We start from the raw sequence: 18,973 nt of genomic DNA on the forward strand, positions 1-18,973 counted from the left end.
CATCTTTGGCGACGCGCGCCTAACGGCGGCACTCGTCGATCGCGTCATCCATCACGCTCACATACTAAACTTCACAGGTGACAGTTATCGTGTCACGCATGCGTTGTCGAAACACTAAGACCCAGCTGGCAAAGTTCTGTACTTTTCGTTGCATTATTGTGCACATTTGTATTGCAAAATACACAAGCGGAGAATATTCATTGATATCCCCGATGCACCAACGGCCTTATCGCACGTAAGCCTAGAGCTTATATCAAATATCTCCCTAAGATAAGGTATGGAGTCGAAAGACGACCGTGTAGCAACATCCGAAAATTGAATATCAATGACTATACTCGAAGCATCCTAGGAAATTGACAGAGCGCTCGAGAAAGAGCAACCAATGAACACAATCGATGATCAAATTCACGAGTGGGAGCCGATGATTCGTTACGTCATCCGCCACTTACACATCCATCCAAATGAACAGGAGGACTGCGCCCAAATCGCAAGGATCGCTTTATGGGAGGCGTTGAACCGCGGCTGCACATTATCGAAGACATACTGCTTCCAACGCATCCGGGGAGCGATCCTGAACCATCAACAGAAGAACGCCCGTCACTTGAAACATGAAGTCGCGGCCGAACGCCTGCCCGAACAATGCATCGAGTCCGAGCGTCACTTCTACGACTGGCTCGACGAACAACGGATGTTGCTGTCACCACGCCATTTCGAACTCCTCTGCCACTTGATCGACGGGACCGAACAGACGTTGCCTTACTCCCCGAGCCGGCTTCGGGCATACAAGGCGGACGTCCAACGCGAACTGCGAGAGGCAATCCAGATGAAGGAGTGAACATGATGAAAAAGATGTTGTTGAACGATGCGATCACTGTTTATTTGAAAGACTTGGAGCTACGACGTGAGAAACCCGAGACGACATTGAAATCGTACCGCAACACGCTGCGACGCTTTGAACAGTTCGCGCTAGAGCGTGGTGCCGTCTATATCCAAGACGTCACCGAGAAGAAACATGCCGTCCCTTACAAACAATCCATCAACGACAAAGCTGACAATACGGTCCGGTCCTACATCATGGCGGTGCGAAGTCTGTTCACGTTCGCGATGGAACGACGCTGGGTGAAACAAAACCCGTTCAGCCGGATCGTCACGCGCGAGAGCGTCCAAAAACAACCGACCATCCTCAGCCGCGACCAGCTGAACACCGTCCTGTATCACGCGCGCAACACGACGCTCTATACGATTTATCTCGTCGGGGGTGACGCCGGTCTCCGGATCAGTGAGATTTTAAATTTGGAGCTTGACCATCTCGACTTCGAGAAGAACATCTTGATCGTCTTGAAAGGAAAAGGCGCCAAAACGCGATTGATCCCGATGACGCCTCGACTCGCCCGAGAACTGAAGACGTACATCGAGAAGGACCGACCAAACGTCGGAGACTCCAACTATGTCTTTCTCATGCCAAGCGGCCGAGTCGTTCAGGCGAACTTTGTGAACGAAGATTTGAAACAGATTGCGAAAGCCCAACTCGGCCTCCACTTAACGAGTCATATGTTGCGTCATAGCTTTGCGACGACACTCTATAATCAAAGTCACGATATTTTAGCAGTCGCGGATCTGCTAGGCCATACATCGACCAAGACAACAGAACGCTATCTGCATGTGTCTCAAGAGCGGAGTCGTAAATTGATTGAAGGGTTAAATGAATAAGTAAATCGTATAATTGGCAGATAGCTTTTATAAAGAGCTATCTGTTTTTTATAATTCATCGATATCGTTTAAAGAGTCATCAATTCGCAGTTTTAAATTCTTTCTAATGCGACGTAACTTCTCAAACGTCTTATGTCGCTTTCTTAAGTATTCGTTCGAATAAGGCTTAATTCTTTTCCGTCTCGACGATACTTTCTTCGAAACTGCGTACGCAATACTCATCTCTATATACCGACAGCTCTTTGTCATAGGAGAAGTCACCGAACAACTTGTTCACCGTCACATTTCGGTCAATCAGTTTGTCGATAACACCGTTAAACAATCCAATCCTTCGAACGGTATTACCGTGAACTGACCCAATTGTCGATACGAGATCCGTCGTACAGACATACTCCTTGTTTTGTGGGTGGAACGTCCCGCTATCCGCATTCAACACGATACGTGCTAAAAATTCAGATAAGTTATCGATATGGATCATACTGCGTTTATTCTGATAGCTCGGGAAGAAAGGGATTTTTTGAGCCAGGCCTGCGAGCTTCACGTAGTTGCCTTTCGAACCTTTCCCATAAATCATCGGTGGCCGGACGTTCGCGACCATGAACATCTCGTCTGCCAACTCCGCAAGCTTGTTCTCGGCTTGAAGTTTGCTGTCTCCGTAAAAATTCGTCGGCTTCGGCACTGTATCCCTTGTGATTATTTGAGCATTTGAAGCATCTCCGTAGACGATCATGCTGCTTAGGAATATGAACTGCTTCACGCCAGACCGCTTCGCTTTGGCTGCGACTTCCGCGGTCAGGTCCGTGTTCACCTTGTAGTACAAATCCTCCATACTCTTGTCCGTCGAGACGTGGGCAATCCCGGCAGCGTGCAAGATTGCGTCATACCCTTCAAACGAACGCTGTTTCCATGCGCCGTCACGCATCCCGACCGTGTCGACGTGAATCAATTCAGAATATTGGTCTTCTGCCCACTGTTTAAACGCATTCCCGACGTAACTATTCGCGCCTGTGATTAATAGTCTTTTCACTTCTACACTCCTTCTGTACATAAACAAGCTCAATTACGCTTGCAGCTGACTGCCGTAATAAAAGTTTGTTCTCATTTACATTCATTTTACCATAGAGCACCACGCTCTTATCAGAACCGCTAGCTGCATGTGACTAGCTAAAGACTTACACCTTTATAAGTTAAAAAGCTAACACAACTATCAATAATTACAACTAGTAGACTAGACAGGTTTATTGATTGAAGCAGCATGAAGCCATTCGGCCTCATGCTATTTCTGGTTTAATCACGACTATACAAATCACGTGTATAGACTTTGTCTGCTACATCTTCAAGTTCTGGATGCAAGCGATTCGTAACGATGACGTCAGCTGTCTGTTTGAACGTCTCAAAGTCTTTGATGACTTGCGAGTTGTAGAACGAGTCCTCTTTTAAGACCGGCTCGTAGATGACGACCTCGACACCTTTTGCTTTAATTCGCTTCATAATTCCTTGAATCGAAGAGGCGCGGAAGTTATCTGAGTCCGTCTTCATCGTGAGACGGTATACGCCGACACGTTTCGGATTTTGCTTCAAGATCGATTCAGCGACGAAATCTTTCCGTGTCCGGTTCGCTTCGACGATTGCACCGATGATGTTGTTCGGTACGTCCTCATAGTTCGCGAGGAGCTGCTTAGTGTCTTTTGGTAAGCAGTATCCACCGTAACCGAACGACGGGTTGTTGTAGTGTGAACCGATACGTGGATCAAGGCCAACACCTTCAATGATTTGTTTCGAGTCGAGACCACGGACTTCAGCGTATGTGTCAAGTTCATTGAAGAACGCGACACGCATCGCTAGGTAAGTGTTCGAGAACAGTTTGATGGCTTCCGCCTCAGTTGAACCCGTCAACAACACTTCGATATCTTCTTTGATGGCAGCATTCTTCAACAAGTTCGCAAATACTTCCGCACGCTCCGACTGCTCACCAACAACGATTCGTGACGGGTAGAGGTTATCATGAAGCGCCTGACCTTCACGTAAGAATTCTGGTGAGAAAATGATGTTGTCTGTATCAAATTTAGCTTTGACCTCATCCGTATACCCTACCGGTACGGTCGACTTGATGATCATGATCGCATCTGGGTTGATTGCGAGCACAGTCGCGATGACACTTTCAACGGTACGTGTGTTGAAGTAGTTACGTACTGGATCATAATCCGTAGGAGTCGCGATGACGACATACTCCGCGGCTTTGAACGCAGTCAGATTATCTGTCGTCGCAACCAAATTCAACTCTTTATTTTTCAAAAAGTCCTCAATCTCAGCATCAACGATTGGAGACTGCTTGGCGTTAATCATATCGACCTTCTCTTGCATGATATCTAAGGCAACTACGCTATTATGTTGTGCAAGCAATACAGCCATTGATAGGCCTACATAGCCCGTACCGGCTACAGTTAAATTCATGTGATCTTCCTCACTTTAAGTTGGATTTTAGACAACAGAAATTTTGATGACTTTAGTAAAAAACTTAGGTTAATTAAAATCAAAATAATCATATTACTAATCAGTAAAATCATTTTTTCTAAACTTTCGAAATATAGAGGAATAAAAGCCATAAAAGTTAATATACAAATTTGAACAACAGCAGACAAGAAATCAAATTTAATTACTACGTATTTTTTTGAATTTATTAATCTAAAAACCCATATAGTAAAGTAGCTAATCAAAGTTGTAGTAGCTGCAGCATAGGCCCCATATATTGGAATAAATATAATATTAAGAATTATATTTACTACTGCGCCTGTCAAAGTTGAATAAAATAATACTTTTGTTTTCAGCGCAGAAGTATAGATGCTTCCAAGGTATGCAGCTAAACCATTAAAAAAATACGCACATAGCAGGATAGATACGAAATATCTAGCCTCATAAAATTCTTTTCCAAACATTATCCATGAAATTGGTTCGCTAAGTACTATGAGAGTCCCACAAATTAATATATTGAAAGTGAAAAACGCATGATACACGTGTGAAAAATTGTCCTTTGTTTTAGATCCTTCGTACTCATCTACAGCAGAAATTTGCCACGCCTGCATAAAAATGCTAGTGAAAGTATTTAATAGTGAAGGAACTTTATACGCTATCGCATAAACACCTGTTAAAGAGGGACCATAAAATAAGTTTAACAAGTATTTATCTGATGTATTATTAACCCACCAACTCATAGAATTCGGAATCATAGGTAAAGAATATTTGAGCATTTCAATGTTTTCATTCCAATTCCTAACTGAAAAAACCCCTTTGAATCTTTTGATACCGATTAAATAAACATATAAAATCAACGATACGAAGCTTGAGGATATTAAAGAAACAAAATACCCGTCTATTCCCATTTCCAACCACAGTAGTAATCCTAAACTTAATATGAGCAGAATTAAAGTTTCAATAACACTTATTATCACAACACCCTTTACTTTTTCTAAACCTCTAGAAAAATACATGAGGACGTTTTTTAATCCTGTAAGTAAGTATGCCATCAAAAAATATAATAGGAATTGATTAATCCCCAGCAAATTTAGAATCACTGGAGAGATAAGCGTTATAAATAAGAAACCTATAATTGTTATTTGAATTCCAAATAAGAGAACGTTCGTTTTGTCTATATTTTTTTGTAAAGTAAATCTAATGACCGCCTCATGAATATTTAATCCGAAGAAGGGTAACATTAGACTCACAGTAACAGTTATCAAATCTATGTAGCCATATTCACCGCTACTGAGAGTTCGAGAATATATTGGAATCAACAAGAAAATCATAAATCTAGAAGAAAAAGATCCAATTGCAAAAAGTAAAGTGTTAGAAAGTAATTTTTTTAAAAACGGTTCATTTTTATTGTCCATATCATTTGTTAAGAGAGCTTTCTAAAAAATACTTTGAAGAATTTCTATACTCTTCTAATTTAATATTCACTTTATCGTAATTAATTGGGTCATTAAGCAAATCCAAGATCTCCACTTTAGTTGAACTTTTGTTAATAAGTGATTTTTCAACATCAAAATACTTTATTATATTTTCTAAGCGTGTATTAACACCAAATTTCGGATTAAGATACTCTACAAATAATTTCTTATTGAAATTCAAAGCAAAAGCCACACCATGGAAAGAATTTGTTACGACCACTTCAGCGTTATCTACGATATTAAGCCACTCAATCGGACCTGCACTTTGAACGTATTTCCCCTTGATAATTTGTCTTGGATTGCCTGTTATCGTAACTAATTTGTATCCAGTTTTTACAGATAGTTCTTTCGCAAATTCAATTAATGACTTTGAAAACGCCCTTTGATAAATGACAATATATTTACCATCAATAATCGGATCGCTGCAATGTTTTTTATAAATTTCTCTCCATTCTTCTTTATTTAGAAGCATACTAGGATCAATTACGAGGGTAGGTTTTTTATCTATCATACCTTGAACTAAGTCTACTCCAGACTGTTCACGAACACTTAACATCTCAATCTTATTTAAATTCGACGTGTAAATATTCTCTGATTCTTCCGCAAGTGTATTTACACCAAAGCTAGCTGCATAACTTACTTTCTTTGAGTGATCAGTTACATCAGAAAAGAAATAAGAAACGTCATGGCCTGTGACTTTTGGATTCCAAACTTGATCAGAACCTACGATGAGTTTAGTATATGACTCTGTAGTTTGATCATTGATGTGTTTAATATTTCCACTTACACCTGCTTCTATTAAAAAAGCATCAAATTTTCTACGTCTAATGAGCCAAAATGGCATTTCTACAAGGTTGAAAATATTTCTGACTATTCCTTCATAGGTGTAAAAGCGCTTAAATGAGTCACGTTTTTCTAAAGTTTCATTTCGGTAATCAATCAACTCCGCTTCAAACCCGATTTTTTTTACCGATTCTACTAAACCTTTTGCCTGCAGAACAGCACCATAATTCAAAGATCTATGAAATGTAAGTACCCCAATTTTTTTCATATTCATTTTCCTTTTCAATTTCATATTTTGTGTTAATTCCTAAAACAACAAAGAATAAATATATACCAAACATGAAGTAATCATATAATGGATTTCCTAATAACCCATAAAAAATGAATACCAATTGCATATAAAACGATAAATAAAGTCGGTATTTAAAACTGTCAGATCCACTAAATGAATTGTTACTTATAAATATGATTTTTTTCAATACAGTGAAAAAAGGAATAGAGAGCGACATTAAAAGAAGCCCAATTCCTAACACCCCTACCTCAGCCAGAAACTGGAGGTAGATGTTATGTGTTTTTTCTCCCATAATTAATTCAATATTACCGAATCCGATACCCATTAAAATGTTGTCACTCGCAATTTTTAAAGTTTCCGAATACAAGGATATGCGTCCTGAAGAAAAATCTTCATACCTATTACTACCAGTAAACAAAGAAAAACTCTCAATAAATATAAGAATCGAGATTGAAAAAATTGTTAAAGAAACGGCCCAAAAAATCACTTTTTCGAGATACGATTTATTAATAATTAGTTTAAAAATTAGTAACACGATAAATATTATAATATTAAACATCAATAACGCTCTCTTAGTAGTTAATAATAATGCATAATAACTAAGAAATAATCCTAAAGAATAAAAAAATCTATTTTTAAATGTATTATTATTCAGTAACTTTATAGAGAGAAATGCTATGACTATTGTAACGTAAAATGCAGCTGCCCCTACTTGACCTGTAATTCCAGCGAACATTCCTCTAGATACTTGTGAATAATTTACCATATAGGAATTTGCAGGCAAAATTATTTCATTGATTCTCATTACATATAACGGAAAAAAAGATTGTAACAGAATGAATACGACGTGAATGCTCGAAAAGAAAAGGAACAATCTATTCATCCATTCAATTAATTTTTCATCCACCATAATCAAGTAAAAGATTAGTAGAAAAACCAACATTACGGAAACGTAAAAAATATTATCTATATTTTTTTCATTAAATATCATGTTAGCAGTTATAAACATAATCAACAGTAACCAACTGCCAAATACTTTTTCCAAATTTAATCTACTAGAATGATTTTTTAAGATTAAGGTAGTTAAGGCTAACGTTAAAATAGTGAACACTAAAATAGGGTAAGGGTTTATGGATACTGAAAAAAATAAAAGCAATGTTAGAAAAAAAATGAAAATTTTGTACATTTTTATTTATTCTCCATTTTCTTAATAAAACTATGTGCTATCGTGTCCCAATCAAAGTGTGATGCCTTGATGAAAGAGCAGCAAGAAATTTCGTTATAATTAGCTAATATTTTCAGAACTGCATCTGCAATTTCTTTACTTTCCGTTGCTTTTACACCATATCCAATTGAGCCGTCCTTAAAATGTTGATCAAAACCTTCACCTTTGGAATAAATTAGAGGTAGCCCCTGACTCATAGCTTCCGGGTAAACTAAACCAAAAGATTCTGTTAAAGAAGTCATAATAAATATGTCTGAAGATCTATATTTTTTCAATAAATCAGTTCCATCTGCATATCCTTGATACTTTACTAAATTACTTTTTTTCAATCTTGTTAAAATTCTTTGTCCTTCTACTCCATCTGGTTCTCCTACAATATTAAATTCAATTCCTTTAGAAAACTTATCGTTCAAGCTCACTAAAGCATCTAAAGTCGACTCTATGTTTTTATTTTTATTTATTTTACCTACATAAAGGATTTGTAAAGGGCGATTCTCAAGTTCAATTTCAATTTTTTTCGTAGAATTCATTTTGTTTTCTAACCAAAAATCGTCTATACCAAAAGGAATAACAGAACTTTTTTTTGATATTTCATGAAAACTCTTGTGTTTGTCCACCATTTTTAAAACTCTTTCTTGGTAAGCAGGAGATGAAAAAATCACATTGTCAGCCTTATTCATAATTTCTAAGGCGGTTTTTTTTAAATGTGGCATAAACTTCATGTATTTATTAATATCTGTATTTGTTATTATAACGGAATAATTGATACCATGAGTTTCTTTTAATTTTAAAGCCAATAAACCATTGGAATACAATGAATGAGCAAGAACGTGGTGATAAGAATCCAATTTTACATTATCCAATATTTTTTTATGAAGTTTATTTGCTCTAGAATAGAATAAGAATCTATCAAGTTTATTTAAACAATATACTTTCTTTATATATTTATCTTCCCACTCATCATTATTATTAAAATTTGAATTTAGTAAGTTTTTTGTGTAATCCGGATAAAAAATTATACCGTCAACTCTTGAAATGTTATTAAGAGACTTAACAATATTATGATGAATTTTTGAATTATAATAATTCATATTTAAATGTAGTATATTCATTTACTGTTACCACCTATAATTTCTTCATATAATGCTCGGTGTAAATTGATGTTATTTTCTAACGAATAATTCTGTCTTACATGCCTAAGTCCTAAAGACTGTGCTGTAACTAATAATTCCTCATTTTCAATCAAGTCTGTCATTTTTCCAACTACTTCATCTACAGAAGAAAATACATTTTCTGATGAAGGAACTACTTCTTCAGAACCCCCTGCTGGAGTTGTAAAAACAACATTTTTTCTACTCATTGCCTCTACTAACGTTCTGCCAAATGATTCGGTGTTTTTATTAGAAGTTAAAATAAAAGCATCTATATCATAATAAAAATCATTCATTTCAGTGATTGGAATATTAATTTTACCTTCAAAACGATCTTTTAACATCTCTTCTAGATATCTAAACATTTCTTGAGTACTTGTTAAAGAGGCTTTATCTAAACAGCCCACAGCCATCTTCACCTTTAAATCTTCATTAATCCTCTCATTTAATTTCTCTACAATCTCAACTGACAAAGGCCAATTTTTCCAATCGCAATACCTTCCTGCAAAACCAACTACAAATTTTCCGTCAGTTCTTTTTTCTTTTTTTAGATTTTCATCGAATTCTTCAAACTCTCCACCCGCAGTATTTGGAATCACAAGAAATTTTTCAAGCTTTTGATTTTTTAAAGCTATTTTCCAACTATTCATGTTGTATTCTGTTGTAGTAACTAGTAAATCCAATTGATTCATAAAGTAAACAAATAGTTTTTTAAACAAAAAATTATATTTTAAATATAAACCTCGTTCAGTATGTATAAACGTGAACTCTCGAGGGATTAAATTCCATTTTTTCAAAAAGGCAACTATAAAGAAACTGACTTGGGCTTGTGTATGAATGACTTTCGGACGAGTAGATTTAATTAAAGATTTAGTTTTAAATATATATTTAAAAAATTCAACGGGACTCTTCACTAAGTGTTTTATTCTACTTTCATTTGTTAAATGAAAGTACTCGACTTTATCTAAATTATTACTAAATTCTATACCAGGATGAATAACACCAATATGATATTTAGTATCGTTCAATCCTTGTAAAATAATTTTCGTCGATTCCTGTTCTCCTCCCACCGTATTATGATTATTGTCACTCATAATAATAATGTCTACTTGGTTATCTTTCATTCTTATTTTTTACTCCTTTTCCCTACTAACTAAATAAAATTAGATGAGTGAAATTTAATTTCTCTTACAAAGAACACTTTCAAACAAACTTTATAAAAGTCATAGCTCTGGTGTACATTATCTTTTTAAGTCTGATTTGTCTTCTCTTGCTCTTTTGTACTAGCAACTTCTTTAATTATATCTCCCGTTCCACCTTCCAAGACCCCTTCGCTCTTAAGTACGCTTAGAATTGTCCCGATAAAACAACGTGTGTCCATCCAAAATGATATCTTTTGAATGTAATAACCATCTAATTTTGCTTTCACTTCAATAGGTAACTCATCACGACCGTTAATTTGAGCCCATCCCGTAAGACCTGGTAATACGTCATTCGCGCCATACTTCTCACGTTCTTCAATCAAATCATATTGATTCCAAAGTGCAGGGCGTGGGCCAATGACTGCCATCTCACCTTTTAAAATATTAATGATTTGCGGCAACTCATCAAGGCTCGTTTTACGAAGAAACTTACCTGTTTTCGTGATGTATCGGTCTGGATCTGTTAATAAATGCGTTGGTGTATCTTTCGGCGCATCAATTCGCATCGTCCGGAACTTTAAAATATTGAAGTGCGATTGATGAAGTCCGACACGTTTCTGTTTAAAAAAAACTGGCCCTTTAGATTCTAGTTTAATTGCGACCATAATCCCGATAAACAATGGCGACAACACAATCAATCCGATCAAAGAAAGAATAAAGTCGATTTTTCGTTTTTGTTCGCTATACTTCATCATCCACACTCCATTTATTAGACCGTCTCGTGTACGTCTTTATTTACGTTCATATTATTTAAATCCAAACAATCATTCGCCCAGTTCACGAGATACAACCCGAGCCCTTCGCTCGTTTTCAATTCATTCATTCGTGTAAGTTTCTCTTCCAAGTTTGTCTCTTCGGTCACGATCCCTGTAAAGATTTTGGGGTACACTGCTTCAGGATGAACTTCTCCTTCTTTCAGCAATTCCTCGAACATCTTCTCACCAGGACGAATCCCGCTAAAGGCAATCGGGATCTGCTCTTCGGTGAACCCACTCAGTTTGATCATATTGCGAGCGAGGTCGACAATCTTCACCGGTTCACCCATATCGAGGACGAACACTTCACCACCGTCAGCTAACGTTCCCGCTTGAATAACAAGACGGCTCGCTTCCGGAATCGTCATGAAGTAACGCGTCATATCAGGATGTGTCACTGTAACGGGACCGCCCTTCTCAATTTGCGATTTGAACAACGGGATGACCGACCCACGGCTGCCTAACACGTTTCCAAAGCGAACGACAGCGTATTTCGTCCGACTCGTCTTCGCCAAGTTTTGAATGATCATCTCGGCAACTCGTTTCGTCGATCCCATGACGTTCGTCGGGTTGACCGCTTTGTCTGTCGAGATCATGACAAAGCGAGATGCACCGTACTCATCCGCCATCTCGGCGACGTTTTTCGTACCATAAATATTATTTTTCACTGCTTCATGTGGATTCGCTTCCATTAACGGTACATGCTTGTGTGCTGCCGCATGGAAGACGAGGTGTGGGGAATGTGTCATAAAGACGTCACGTAATCGTTCGACGTCTTGGACGTCTGCGATGACTGGAATGAGTTCTACATCTAGGTTTAACTCTCTTAACTCACGCTCAATCAAGTAAATACTGTTTTCACCGTGACCGAGCAGTAGCAACCGTTCCGGATTGAACTTTAAGATTTGACGACAGATTTCAGATCCGATTGATCCACCGGCACCAGTGATGAGTACCGTCTTGCCTTCGACTTCAGATTGAATGCCAGAAATATCGAGTTCGACCGGTTCGCGGCCGAGTAAATCATCGATCGACACTTGTCGCATTTGATTGACAGCGACTTTACCAGCTGCGACTTCTTCAATCATCGGCAGTGTATGCACGTTCGTACAAACCGCTTTCGCTCGTTTGATGATGGCTAATCGTTCTTGATACTTCATCGATGGAATGGCGAAGACGATTTTATCGACTGCTTCCTTCTCGACAATCTCTTCGAGTTTATCGACTGTCCCGACGACTTTGACCCCGTTGACGGTAAGCGTCTGCAAGTGTCTATTGTCATCTAAAAAACCAATCGGGTTCATCCGGTGGTTATCTGACTGGTTAATTTGCCGGACGAGCATGCGTCCGGCCTGTCCCGCTCCAATAATGAGCGTCCGCTTTTCGTCTTTACGTCGCTTCATATTGCGACCACGCAAGATTGAAAGCTGATCGTGCTTCCACGTCACGTAAATACGTGACCCTAAACGGATGCCACCTAACAGTAGAAGCGATAAGCAAAAACTGAGGAACAACATCCGCTCCATCGCTTCGCCGTAAGCGACGAACTGGATGAGATAAAGGGTAATCGTACTCAAGAAAAGCGTCATCGCGAGACGGATCGCCTCCGACATACTGGCAAAGCGCCAAGCGACACGGTATAGCCGGCTGACGCCAGCCATGACGATAAATAACGCACTATATAAAATGGCTGACTCAATAAAATGATTTTGATCAATATTTTGAATAAATTCGACTGGATATAAGAAAAAATAAGTGACGACCATCGACGATAAGATTGCTGCCATATCGAGGATGACCAATATACTCGTCCGTAACGACTTTCGACCTAGTTCAGGAATGGACAATCGTTTTCCCTCCCTTTCAATTGAACGCGTTCATAGAAGATTGTTCTTCTACTAACTGCGTCATCATCTTTAAAACATCGTCCCGTAAGTCTTCACGTGCCAAAGCGAATTCTAACGTCGTCTGGATAAAGCCGAGTTTTTCACCGACGTCATAGCGCTTGCCTGTGAATTCAAAAGCGAATACAGGTTGGACTTCGTTCAAGCGCGTGATCGCATCCGTCAACTGGATCTCGCCACCAGCGCCCGGCTCTTGCGTCTCTAAAAACTTAAAGATTTGCGGCGTGAACAAGTAGCGTCCGAGAATCGCCAAGTTCGACGGCTCGGTCCCTGGTGCCGGTTTCTCGACGAACGACTCGACTTTATGTAACCCGCCTTCAAGTGATGACTGAAGGTCAACGATGCCATAACGGTGTGTCACGTCACGAGATACCGGTTGGACACCGATGATCGAGCTCTCTGTCTTGTTGTACTGTTCAATCAATTGACGGGTACAAGGCACGTCCGCTTGCACGATGTCATCACCAAGCATGACGACGAACGGTTCGTCTCCGATAAACGCTTTCGCTTGAAGCACGGCGTGACCGAGCCCTCTCGGCTTCGATTGACGGATGAAATGGATGTTGATGTTCGTCGTCTCTTCGACGAGCTTCAAAAACTCCGACTTCCCTTTCTCAATCAATTGTTGCTCAAGCTCTGGCACCGAGTCGAAGTGGTCCTCGATGGCCCGTTTTCCTTTACCAGTCACAATCAAAATGTCTTCAATGCCTGACTCGACCGCTTCTTCGATGATGTATTGGATCGTCGGTTTGTCGACGATCGGCAACATCTCTTTTGGCATCGCTTTTGTCGCCGGCAAGAACCGCGTCCCGAGACCAGCTGCCGGAATGACCGCTTTTTTCACTCGTTTCATTGTCATCTATCCCACTCCTCTTGGATGGTTCTTTCTATTATGTCTAACCCATAGAAAAAAGGATGAATCTACCATCCTTTTAAAAAATTATAAATTAAGGGTATCACGTTCTATCCACCTAAAAAACCAAGGAAAGGAAATTAAAACATAAAATCGTTCGACAGATGTCGACAAAAATCATAATGATAACCTAGTTGTCAACCGTTTATTGTTAATAAAGGGAAATCATTTCTTCCATTTCCCTCTCCAATTTTTAATTGGAAGAATTGGGGGGTCGATGAAGACGAACTCGTCTTTCATGACCGCTTCGGCGTTGCCGACGTACGTGTCCCATTTGTCGGCACCGAGTTCTTTTGTGACGGCATCTTTGGCATCATCCCAATAGAACGTGCGGCGCCCGGTGCTATGGGCGTCCGAGGCGATCAAGTGGCTCAGTCCGTTCCGTAAGAACGCGAAAGCAAGATCTTGCACGTTCTGTCCGAACTCGCCCGTCAGACTGCCTGTCGTGATTTGCGACAACGCACCTGACGACACGAAGTCCATTAAGCGTTTCGGGTTCGTCGCGAACTCTTTGTTGCGCTCCGGGTGAGCGATGACCGGCGTGTACCCTTCCGTCTGTAGTCCGAAGAACAGTTGCTCGGCGTAGGCCGGGACAGAGTCGCTCGGGAACTCGACGAGGACGTAACGCGAGCCGGCGAGCGAGAGCGCCTTGCCTTGCTCAAGCGCCTCGACTAGTTCGCCGAATACGCGAATCTCTTGGCCGGCGTATAAGTCGAGCGCGATGCCCTCCTGGCGTAACACGTCTTGAAGCTTGGCGACGGCGTTTTGGACGTTCAACTCGTCCGTCTCGAACTGGGGGTGAAACGCGTGGGGGGTGACCACGATTGCGGTCACCCCTTCGCTTGCCGCGCGTTTCGCCATTTCTACCGCTTGTTCGACCGTCTCTGGTCCGTCATCGACGGCCGGGAGCAAGTGACAATGGATATCAATCATGGCGTTGTCTCCTTTTTACTCGTACGCGTAGTAGTAATAGTAATCGTCGCTGCCTTGCGGCTCACGCTTATTCAAGACGACACCGAGAATATGGGCCTCAGCGAGCGTCAACTGCTCTTTCGCTTTGACGACCATCTGGCGGTCCGACTTGTCGCAACCGACGACGAGGACAACGCCGTCTACTTTCCGGGCGAGGACACGTGTGTCGGCGACTTGCATCATCGGCGGGGCATCTAAAATAATGATGTCGTAATTTGTTTTCAACTCGTCGAGCACGCGGTCCATCGTCTTCGACGACAATAGCTCCGACGGGTTCGGCGGGATCGGTCCCGCCGCCATCAAGTCCAAGTTCTCGACTTGTGTCGAGTGCGTCGCTTTCTCGATCGTCGTCTTCTTGGCGAGGACGGTCGATAGTCCGATCCCGTTCGACAGACGGAACGTGAAGTGGGCCGTCGGACGGCGCATGTCGCAGTCGACGAGTAAGACACGCTTGCCTTGTTGGGCGTAGACGACAGCGAGGTTCGACGATGTCGTCGACTTGCCTTCGCCAGACGAGGCCGACGTGATGACCATCGTTTGTAAGTCGTCATCGACGGCCGTGAACTCGAGGTTCGTCCGGATCGTCCGGTATTGCTCGGAGATCGGCGACTTCGGCTTATGGACCGTGATCAAGTCGCGGCCTGTCTTGTCGTATTTGATATGTTTGTGTTTCTTTTTCCCGAACTTAAACATGGACTTCTTCACCTTTCACTTTCGCTTGGCGTTGTTGCTGCATCTCGACACGATCAATGACCGGGATCGACCCTAATACCGGGAGTTCTAAAATCGTCTCGACGTCTTGCTCCGTCTTGATGCGACGGTCGAGCACGACTTTGAGGAAGGCGATAGCGACTCCGATCATCAAGCCAAGCACAGTCGCGATCGCCGTATTGAGCAAGATGTTCGGGCTGACCGGGAACATCGGCACGGACGCATCCGACAACACTTTGACGTTGTCGACGCCGCTCATTAATTCTTTCACTTCTTTCGAGAACACCGTGCTGATCTCGTTGGCGATATCTGTTGCGAGCACCGGGTTCGTATGTTGGACCGCGATGTTGATGACTTGCGAGTTTTGTTCGCTGTTGACGGTGATCAAGTTACTGATGTCTTCCGGGGCACCGACGACGTTCTCTTGGACCGGCTCTAAGATGGCCGGGCTCTGGATGATGACGCGGTACGTGTTGACGAGCGCGACCGACGACTGGACTTGGCCGGTGTCGATCATGTTGTTTTGTGTCTCTTTCGGTGCGACGAGCACTTGTGTCGACGCCTCATACGTCGGTTGGATGACGTACGAGCTGACGAGGAAGGCGATGAGTGCCGCGATGAGTGCTAAACTTGCGATGAGCCATTTGCTCCGCTTCAAGATGGAGAACAGTTCTCCAAGGGAAATCGTTTCTTCATTCATATTCGTGTTCTCTCTCCTCTATTCTGTAAAATCACGACTGGAAAATTTCCGCAAATAATATTTTTACTGACAATACCAAAACATTATAGCAAAAATTCTCTCCCGTGATGACCCATTTTTTAAAAATTGGGTTTTTTGGCATGCAAATCTGCTAAACTTTGAAAGGAATAACTTTACAAAAGGGGGAGACAATAGTGCACGTTAGTGAGCGCCTACTCCAGCTATATGCCGATGTCGATGCGTCGACACGTACAAAATTACAAACTTTAATCAAACAAAATCTAGGGGACGGCAAATCGTTGACCGTTTCTTTTGAAGAACTGACCGGTGCGACGAAAGCCTCACTCCCGACCGATGAAAAATCAGCGGCCGACTTCACAGCTTGGATCAAAGACGGGAAGAAAGATGCCACGTTCCTTCCATATTATGTGTCTTTACTCGAGAAGCATGATCGGGTACTGAACAAAGAAGCGACGGTGCCGCAACCAATCAAAGTTGACAAGACAGTCGTCAACGAGACAATTGCCGACGCCGCATCGGAAAAAACGCCACAATCAGCAGCACAGACTCAGAAGCCGCGTTACGTACCGGAGACATCGGTCCCGTCACGCGCCGAACGGGCCAAGCGAATTGAACCGGCCCGCCCTCGTAAGAAGAAAGGCAAATGGCTCGGTGGCCTGTTGCTCGTCGCAGTCTTATTAGGCGGTGGCTATATCGGGTATCCATATGTAGCGGCGCTGTTTGAGCCGAGCGAGACAACGGAAGTCGAAGCCCCGGCGCCTGAACCGGAACCGGTCGTCGAACAACCGGAGACGAACTACGTCTGGCTGGCGACGAAAAACGTCAACCTCGTCAGCGAACCGAACGGCACGACAGTCACCTATATAGGAGATATCGGCGATCGCTACGAGATTGTGAACGAACAAGACGATCATGTCGAAGTCGACCTCGACGGCACGACGGCTTGGGTCGCACTCGACGCCGTCACGACCGACTGGCCGTCACGCGATCTGACTGACAGTACGCTGCTCGACTGGGCCGAGACAAACCTAGACAACGCTTGGCTTGGTGAAACGCTCCCTGATTTCTTCGCGATGAACGAGGCCGCACTCACCGAGACGATCGGCGCACCGTACGGTCGTGAGACCGACGCCTTGAACGCCTACGCGTTCTACAACGGCGGCTTCTTCGTCATTCAAGACGACCAAGTGCACGCCATCGACTGGACGAACACGCAACTCGCGCGCGAGGCGTTCGACCCGCTCGGTGAACCCGTCATCGAGACGAACGACGCGCTCGTCTATGAGAGCGAGACGTACTCGCTCCGCTTATTTATCGGCACGAACGGACAGACCCGCGTGCGTTTGACAGAAAAATAATAGTTTTCTTCGGAAGGAGTAACCCCTATGACTACGATTTTAGTTACAGGTGGTGCCGGCTACATCGGCACCCACACCGTCCTCCAACTACTTGAGACCGGACACGACGTCATCGTCGTCGACAACTTGTCGAACAGCCGCCGTGAGGCGCTCGACCGCGTCGAGGCGCTGACCGGTAAAACGGTCGAGTTTTATCTCGGCGACATCCTCGACCGGGAGTTATTGGAACAGATCTTCTTGAAACATACGATCGACGCCGTCATCCATTTCGCCGGACTGAAAGCCGTCGGCGAATCGGTGAACGAACCGCTCCGCTATTACGAGAACAACGTCGTCGGGACGACCGTCCTGCTCGATGTGATGAACGCGTTCGACGTGAAACGGATCGTCTTTTCTTCTTCTGCGACCGTATACGGCATGCCGGAACGGACGCCGATCGACGAATCGTTCCCGCTCAGCGCGACGAACCCGTATGGCCGCACCAAACTGATGATCGAAGACATCATGCGCGACTTGGCCGTCGCCGACCCGGCGTGGAGCATCGCGCTCCTCCGCTATTTCAACCCGATCGGTGCCCATGAGTCAGGCCAGATCGGTGAAGATCCGTTCGACGTACCGAACAACTTGATGCCGTACATCACGCAAGTCGCCGTCGGCCGCTTGAGCGAACTGAGCGTGTTCGGTGACGACTACGACACACCGGACGGCACCGGCGTCCGCGACTACATCCACGTCGTCGACTTGGCAGAAGGCCACTTGAAGGCGCTCGACTACGTCATGGACCACACCGGCGCCGAGGCGTTCAACCTCGGGACCGGCACGGGCTACAGCGTGCTCGACCTCGTCAAGGCTTTCGAGGTGGAGAGTGGAAAAACTGTCCCGTATAAAGTGACGCCGCGTCGCCCAGGCGACATCGGCAGCTGCTACGCCGACCCGACGAAGTCGAAAGACGCGCTCGGCTGGGAAGCGAAACACGACGTCCGCGCCATGTGCCGCGACGCCTGGAACTGGCAAGCGAACAACCCGAACGGTTACCGGGCATAAGAAAAACCCCTTACGTGAGAACGGAGGGCACTGAAAAACTTCAAATAATTTTGAGCAGAGGAGCGTCATCCCGGATGGGATGGCGCTCCTCTGCTTTCATTGCCCTTCAAGCCGCCCTGTCCGGCACGCCGCTTTCCTGGGGGCGGTCAGCGAGCCGCATCGCGACGATGTCGCTGCTGGGTCTCGCCTTGCCCGCTGTTCCCCCGGGAGTCGGCGTGCCCTCGGGGCGACGCTGTACGTCCTTGCCGTTTCGGACTAAACTGGCTATAACTACACATCCTGGAG

The 18,973-nt window shown here is 43.2% G+C and carries 18 protein-coding genes; 5 read left to right on the forward strand and 13 right to left on the reverse strand.

All coding sequences use genetic code 11. The features are described 5' to 3' along the window. The 3 genes from EVJ26_RS13650 to EVJ26_RS13660 form a co-directional block, all read left to right on the forward strand. Positions 1 to 118, forward strand: a 118-nt coding sequence (locus tag EVJ26_RS13650) for an ATP-binding protein (protein WP_236635569.1), incomplete at its 5' end; no start/stop codon positions are given. A 264-nt stretch (positions 119 to 382) separates the two neighbouring features. Next, entirely contained in the window at positions 383 to 835 is a 453-nt protein-coding gene (locus EVJ26_RS13655) for a sigma factor (protein WP_070328421.1), read from the forward strand. Positions 836 to 840: 5 nt separating this feature from the next. Next, complete coding sequence (locus EVJ26_RS13660) at positions 841 to 1,710, forward strand: tyrosine-type recombinase/integrase (protein WP_161567622.1); 870 nt, start codon at positions 841 to 843, stop codon at positions 1,708 to 1,710. Between the two features lie 166 nt (positions 1,711 to 1,876). Here EVJ26_RS13660 and EVJ26_RS13665 read toward each other — a convergent pair whose 3' ends face one another. The 13 genes from EVJ26_RS13665 to EVJ26_RS13725 form a co-directional block, all read right to left on the reverse strand. Further along, complete coding sequence (locus tag EVJ26_RS13665) at positions 1,877 to 2,737, reverse strand: NAD-dependent epimerase/dehydratase family protein (RefSeq protein WP_131470711.1); 861 nt, start codon at positions 2,735 to 2,737, stop codon at positions 1,877 to 1,879. Between the two features lie 260 nt (positions 2,738 to 2,997). After that, the gene (locus EVJ26_RS13670) at positions 2,998 to 4,164 is read right to left on the reverse strand and encodes a nucleotide sugar dehydrogenase (protein WP_131470713.1); all 1,167 of its coding nucleotides are present in this window, start codon (positions 4,162 to 4,164) and stop codon (positions 2,998 to 3,000) included. Then, positions 4,161 to 5,597 (reverse strand): lipopolysaccharide biosynthesis protein, encoded by a 1,437-nt coding sequence (locus EVJ26_RS13675; RefSeq protein WP_131470715.1) that lies wholly within the window; start codon positions 5,595 to 5,597, stop codon positions 4,161 to 4,163. The genes EVJ26_RS13670 and EVJ26_RS13675 overlap by 4 nt, the downstream gene beginning before the upstream one ends. A 1-nt stretch (position 5,598) precedes the next feature. Further along, positions 5,599 to 6,708: a polysaccharide pyruvyl transferase family protein gene (locus tag EVJ26_RS13680; protein ID WP_161567623.1), complete on the reverse strand. Its 1,110-nt coding sequence runs from the start codon at positions 6,706 to 6,708 to the stop codon at positions 5,599 to 5,601. Continuing rightward, entirely contained in the window at positions 6,677 to 7,777 is a 1,101-nt protein-coding gene (locus EVJ26_RS13685; protein ID WP_161567624.1) for an O-antigen ligase family protein, read from the reverse strand. The genes EVJ26_RS13680 and EVJ26_RS13685 overlap by 32 nt, the downstream gene beginning before the upstream one ends. 143 nt (positions 7,778 to 7,920) lie before the next feature. Then, complete coding sequence (locus EVJ26_RS13690; RefSeq protein ID WP_131470722.1) at positions 7,921 to 9,069, reverse strand: glycosyltransferase family 4 protein; 1,149 nt, start codon at positions 9,067 to 9,069, stop codon at positions 7,921 to 7,923. Beyond that, entirely contained in the window at positions 9,066 to 10,232 is a 1,167-nt protein-coding gene (locus EVJ26_RS13695) for a glycosyltransferase family 4 protein (RefSeq protein ID WP_131470724.1), read from the reverse strand. Before EVJ26_RS13695 ends, EVJ26_RS13690 begins: the two co-directional genes overlap by 4 nt. 125 nt (positions 10,233 to 10,357) lie before the next feature. Next, a complete protein-coding gene (locus EVJ26_RS13700; RefSeq protein WP_131470726.1) occupies positions 10,358 to 11,002 on the reverse strand; it encodes a sugar transferase in 645 nt (214 codons plus the stop codon). A gap of 17 nt (positions 11,003 to 11,019) precedes the next feature. Beyond that, positions 11,020 to 12,912, reverse strand: a complete 1,893-nt coding sequence (locus EVJ26_RS13705; RefSeq protein WP_236635592.1) for a polysaccharide biosynthesis protein — start codon at positions 12,910 to 12,912, stop codon at positions 11,020 to 11,022. 16 nt (positions 12,913 to 12,928) lie between these two features. Further along, complete coding sequence (galU, locus tag EVJ26_RS13710) at positions 12,929 to 13,822, reverse strand: UTP--glucose-1-phosphate uridylyltransferase GalU (protein ID WP_131470740.1); 894 nt, start codon at positions 13,820 to 13,822, stop codon at positions 12,929 to 12,931. Between the two features lie 225 nt (positions 13,823 to 14,047). Then, positions 14,048 to 14,815: a tyrosine-protein phosphatase gene (locus tag EVJ26_RS13715; RefSeq protein ID WP_131470728.1), complete on the reverse strand. Its 768-nt coding sequence runs from the start codon at positions 14,813 to 14,815 to the stop codon at positions 14,048 to 14,050. Positions 14,816 to 14,830: 15 nt separating this feature from the next. Next, positions 14,831 to 15,547, reverse strand: coding sequence for a CpsD/CapB family tyrosine-protein kinase (locus EVJ26_RS13720; protein ID WP_131470730.1), 717 nt, complete (start codon positions 15,545 to 15,547; stop codon positions 14,831 to 14,833). After that, positions 15,540 to 16,265, reverse strand: coding sequence for a YveK family protein (locus EVJ26_RS13725; RefSeq protein WP_131470732.1), 726 nt, complete (start codon positions 16,263 to 16,265; stop codon positions 15,540 to 15,542). The genes EVJ26_RS13720 and EVJ26_RS13725 overlap by 8 nt, the downstream gene beginning before the upstream one ends. A 194-nt stretch (positions 16,266 to 16,459) precedes the next feature. Between EVJ26_RS13725 and EVJ26_RS13730 the strand changes: the two genes are divergently transcribed. Both EVJ26_RS13730 and galE read left to right on the forward strand, forming a co-directional pair. Continuing rightward, positions 16,460 to 17,644 (forward strand): hypothetical protein, encoded by a 1,185-nt coding sequence (locus tag EVJ26_RS13730; RefSeq protein ID WP_131470734.1) that lies wholly within the window; start codon positions 16,460 to 16,462, stop codon positions 17,642 to 17,644. A 27-nt stretch (positions 17,645 to 17,671) separates the two neighbouring features. Further along, a complete protein-coding gene (gene galE / locus EVJ26_RS13735; protein ID WP_131470736.1) occupies positions 17,672 to 18,688 on the forward strand; it encodes a UDP-glucose 4-epimerase GalE in 1,017 nt (338 codons plus the stop codon). Positions 18,689 to 18,973 lie beyond the last annotated feature (285 nt).

The organism is Exiguobacterium sp. SH3S1, from assembly GCF_004337105.1.
Taxonomy (GTDB): Bacteria; Bacillota; Bacilli; order Exiguobacteriales; family Exiguobacteriaceae; genus Exiguobacterium; species Exiguobacterium aurantiacum_A.

Excerpts from the sequence above, each read along its gene's own strand:
- EVJ26_RS13715 (WP_131470728.1), bottom strand. The coding sequence starts at position 14,815 with ATGATTGATATCCATTGTCACTTGCTCCCGGCCGTCGATGACGGACCA.
- EVJ26_RS13670 (WP_131470713.1), bottom strand. The coding sequence starts at position 4,164 with ATGAATTTAACTGTAGCCGGTACGGGCTATGTAGGCCTATCAATGGCT.
- galU (WP_131470740.1), bottom strand. The coding sequence starts at position 13,822 with ATGAAACGAGTGAAAAAAGCGGTCATTCCGGCAGCTGGTCTCGGGACG.
- EVJ26_RS13680 (WP_161567623.1), bottom strand. The coding sequence starts at position 6,708 with ATGAAAAAAATTGGGGTACTTACATTTCATAGATCTTTGAATTATGGT.
- EVJ26_RS13690 (WP_131470722.1), bottom strand. The coding sequence starts at position 9,069 with ATGAATATACTACATTTAAATATGAATTATTATAATTCAAAAATTCAT.
- EVJ26_RS13660 (WP_161567622.1), top strand. The coding sequence starts at position 841 with ATGAAAAAGATGTTGTTGAACGATGCGATCACTGTTTATTTGAAAGAC.
- EVJ26_RS13675 (WP_131470715.1), bottom strand. The coding sequence starts at position 5,597 with ATGGACAATAAAAATGAACCGTTTTTAAAAAAATTACTTTCTAACACT.
- galE (WP_131470736.1), top strand. The coding sequence starts at position 17,672 with ATGACTACGATTTTAGTTACAGGTGGTGCCGGCTACATCGGCACCCAC.
- EVJ26_RS13695 (WP_131470724.1), bottom strand. The coding sequence starts at position 10,232 with ATGAAAGATAACCAAGTAGACATTATTATTATGAGTGACAATAATCAT.
- EVJ26_RS13700 (WP_131470726.1), bottom strand. The coding sequence starts at position 11,002 with ATGAAGTATAGCGAACAAAAACGAAAAATCGACTTTATTCTTTCTTTG.
- EVJ26_RS13725 (WP_131470732.1), bottom strand. The coding sequence starts at position 16,265 with ATGAATGAAGAAACGATTTCCCTTGGAGAACTGTTCTCCATCTTGAAG.
- EVJ26_RS13720 (WP_131470730.1), bottom strand. The coding sequence starts at position 15,547 with ATGTTTAAGTTCGGGAAAAAGAAACACAAACATATCAAATACGACAAG.
- EVJ26_RS13655 (WP_070328421.1), top strand. The coding sequence starts at position 383 with ATGAACACAATCGATGATCAAATTCACGAGTGGGAGCCGATGATTCGT.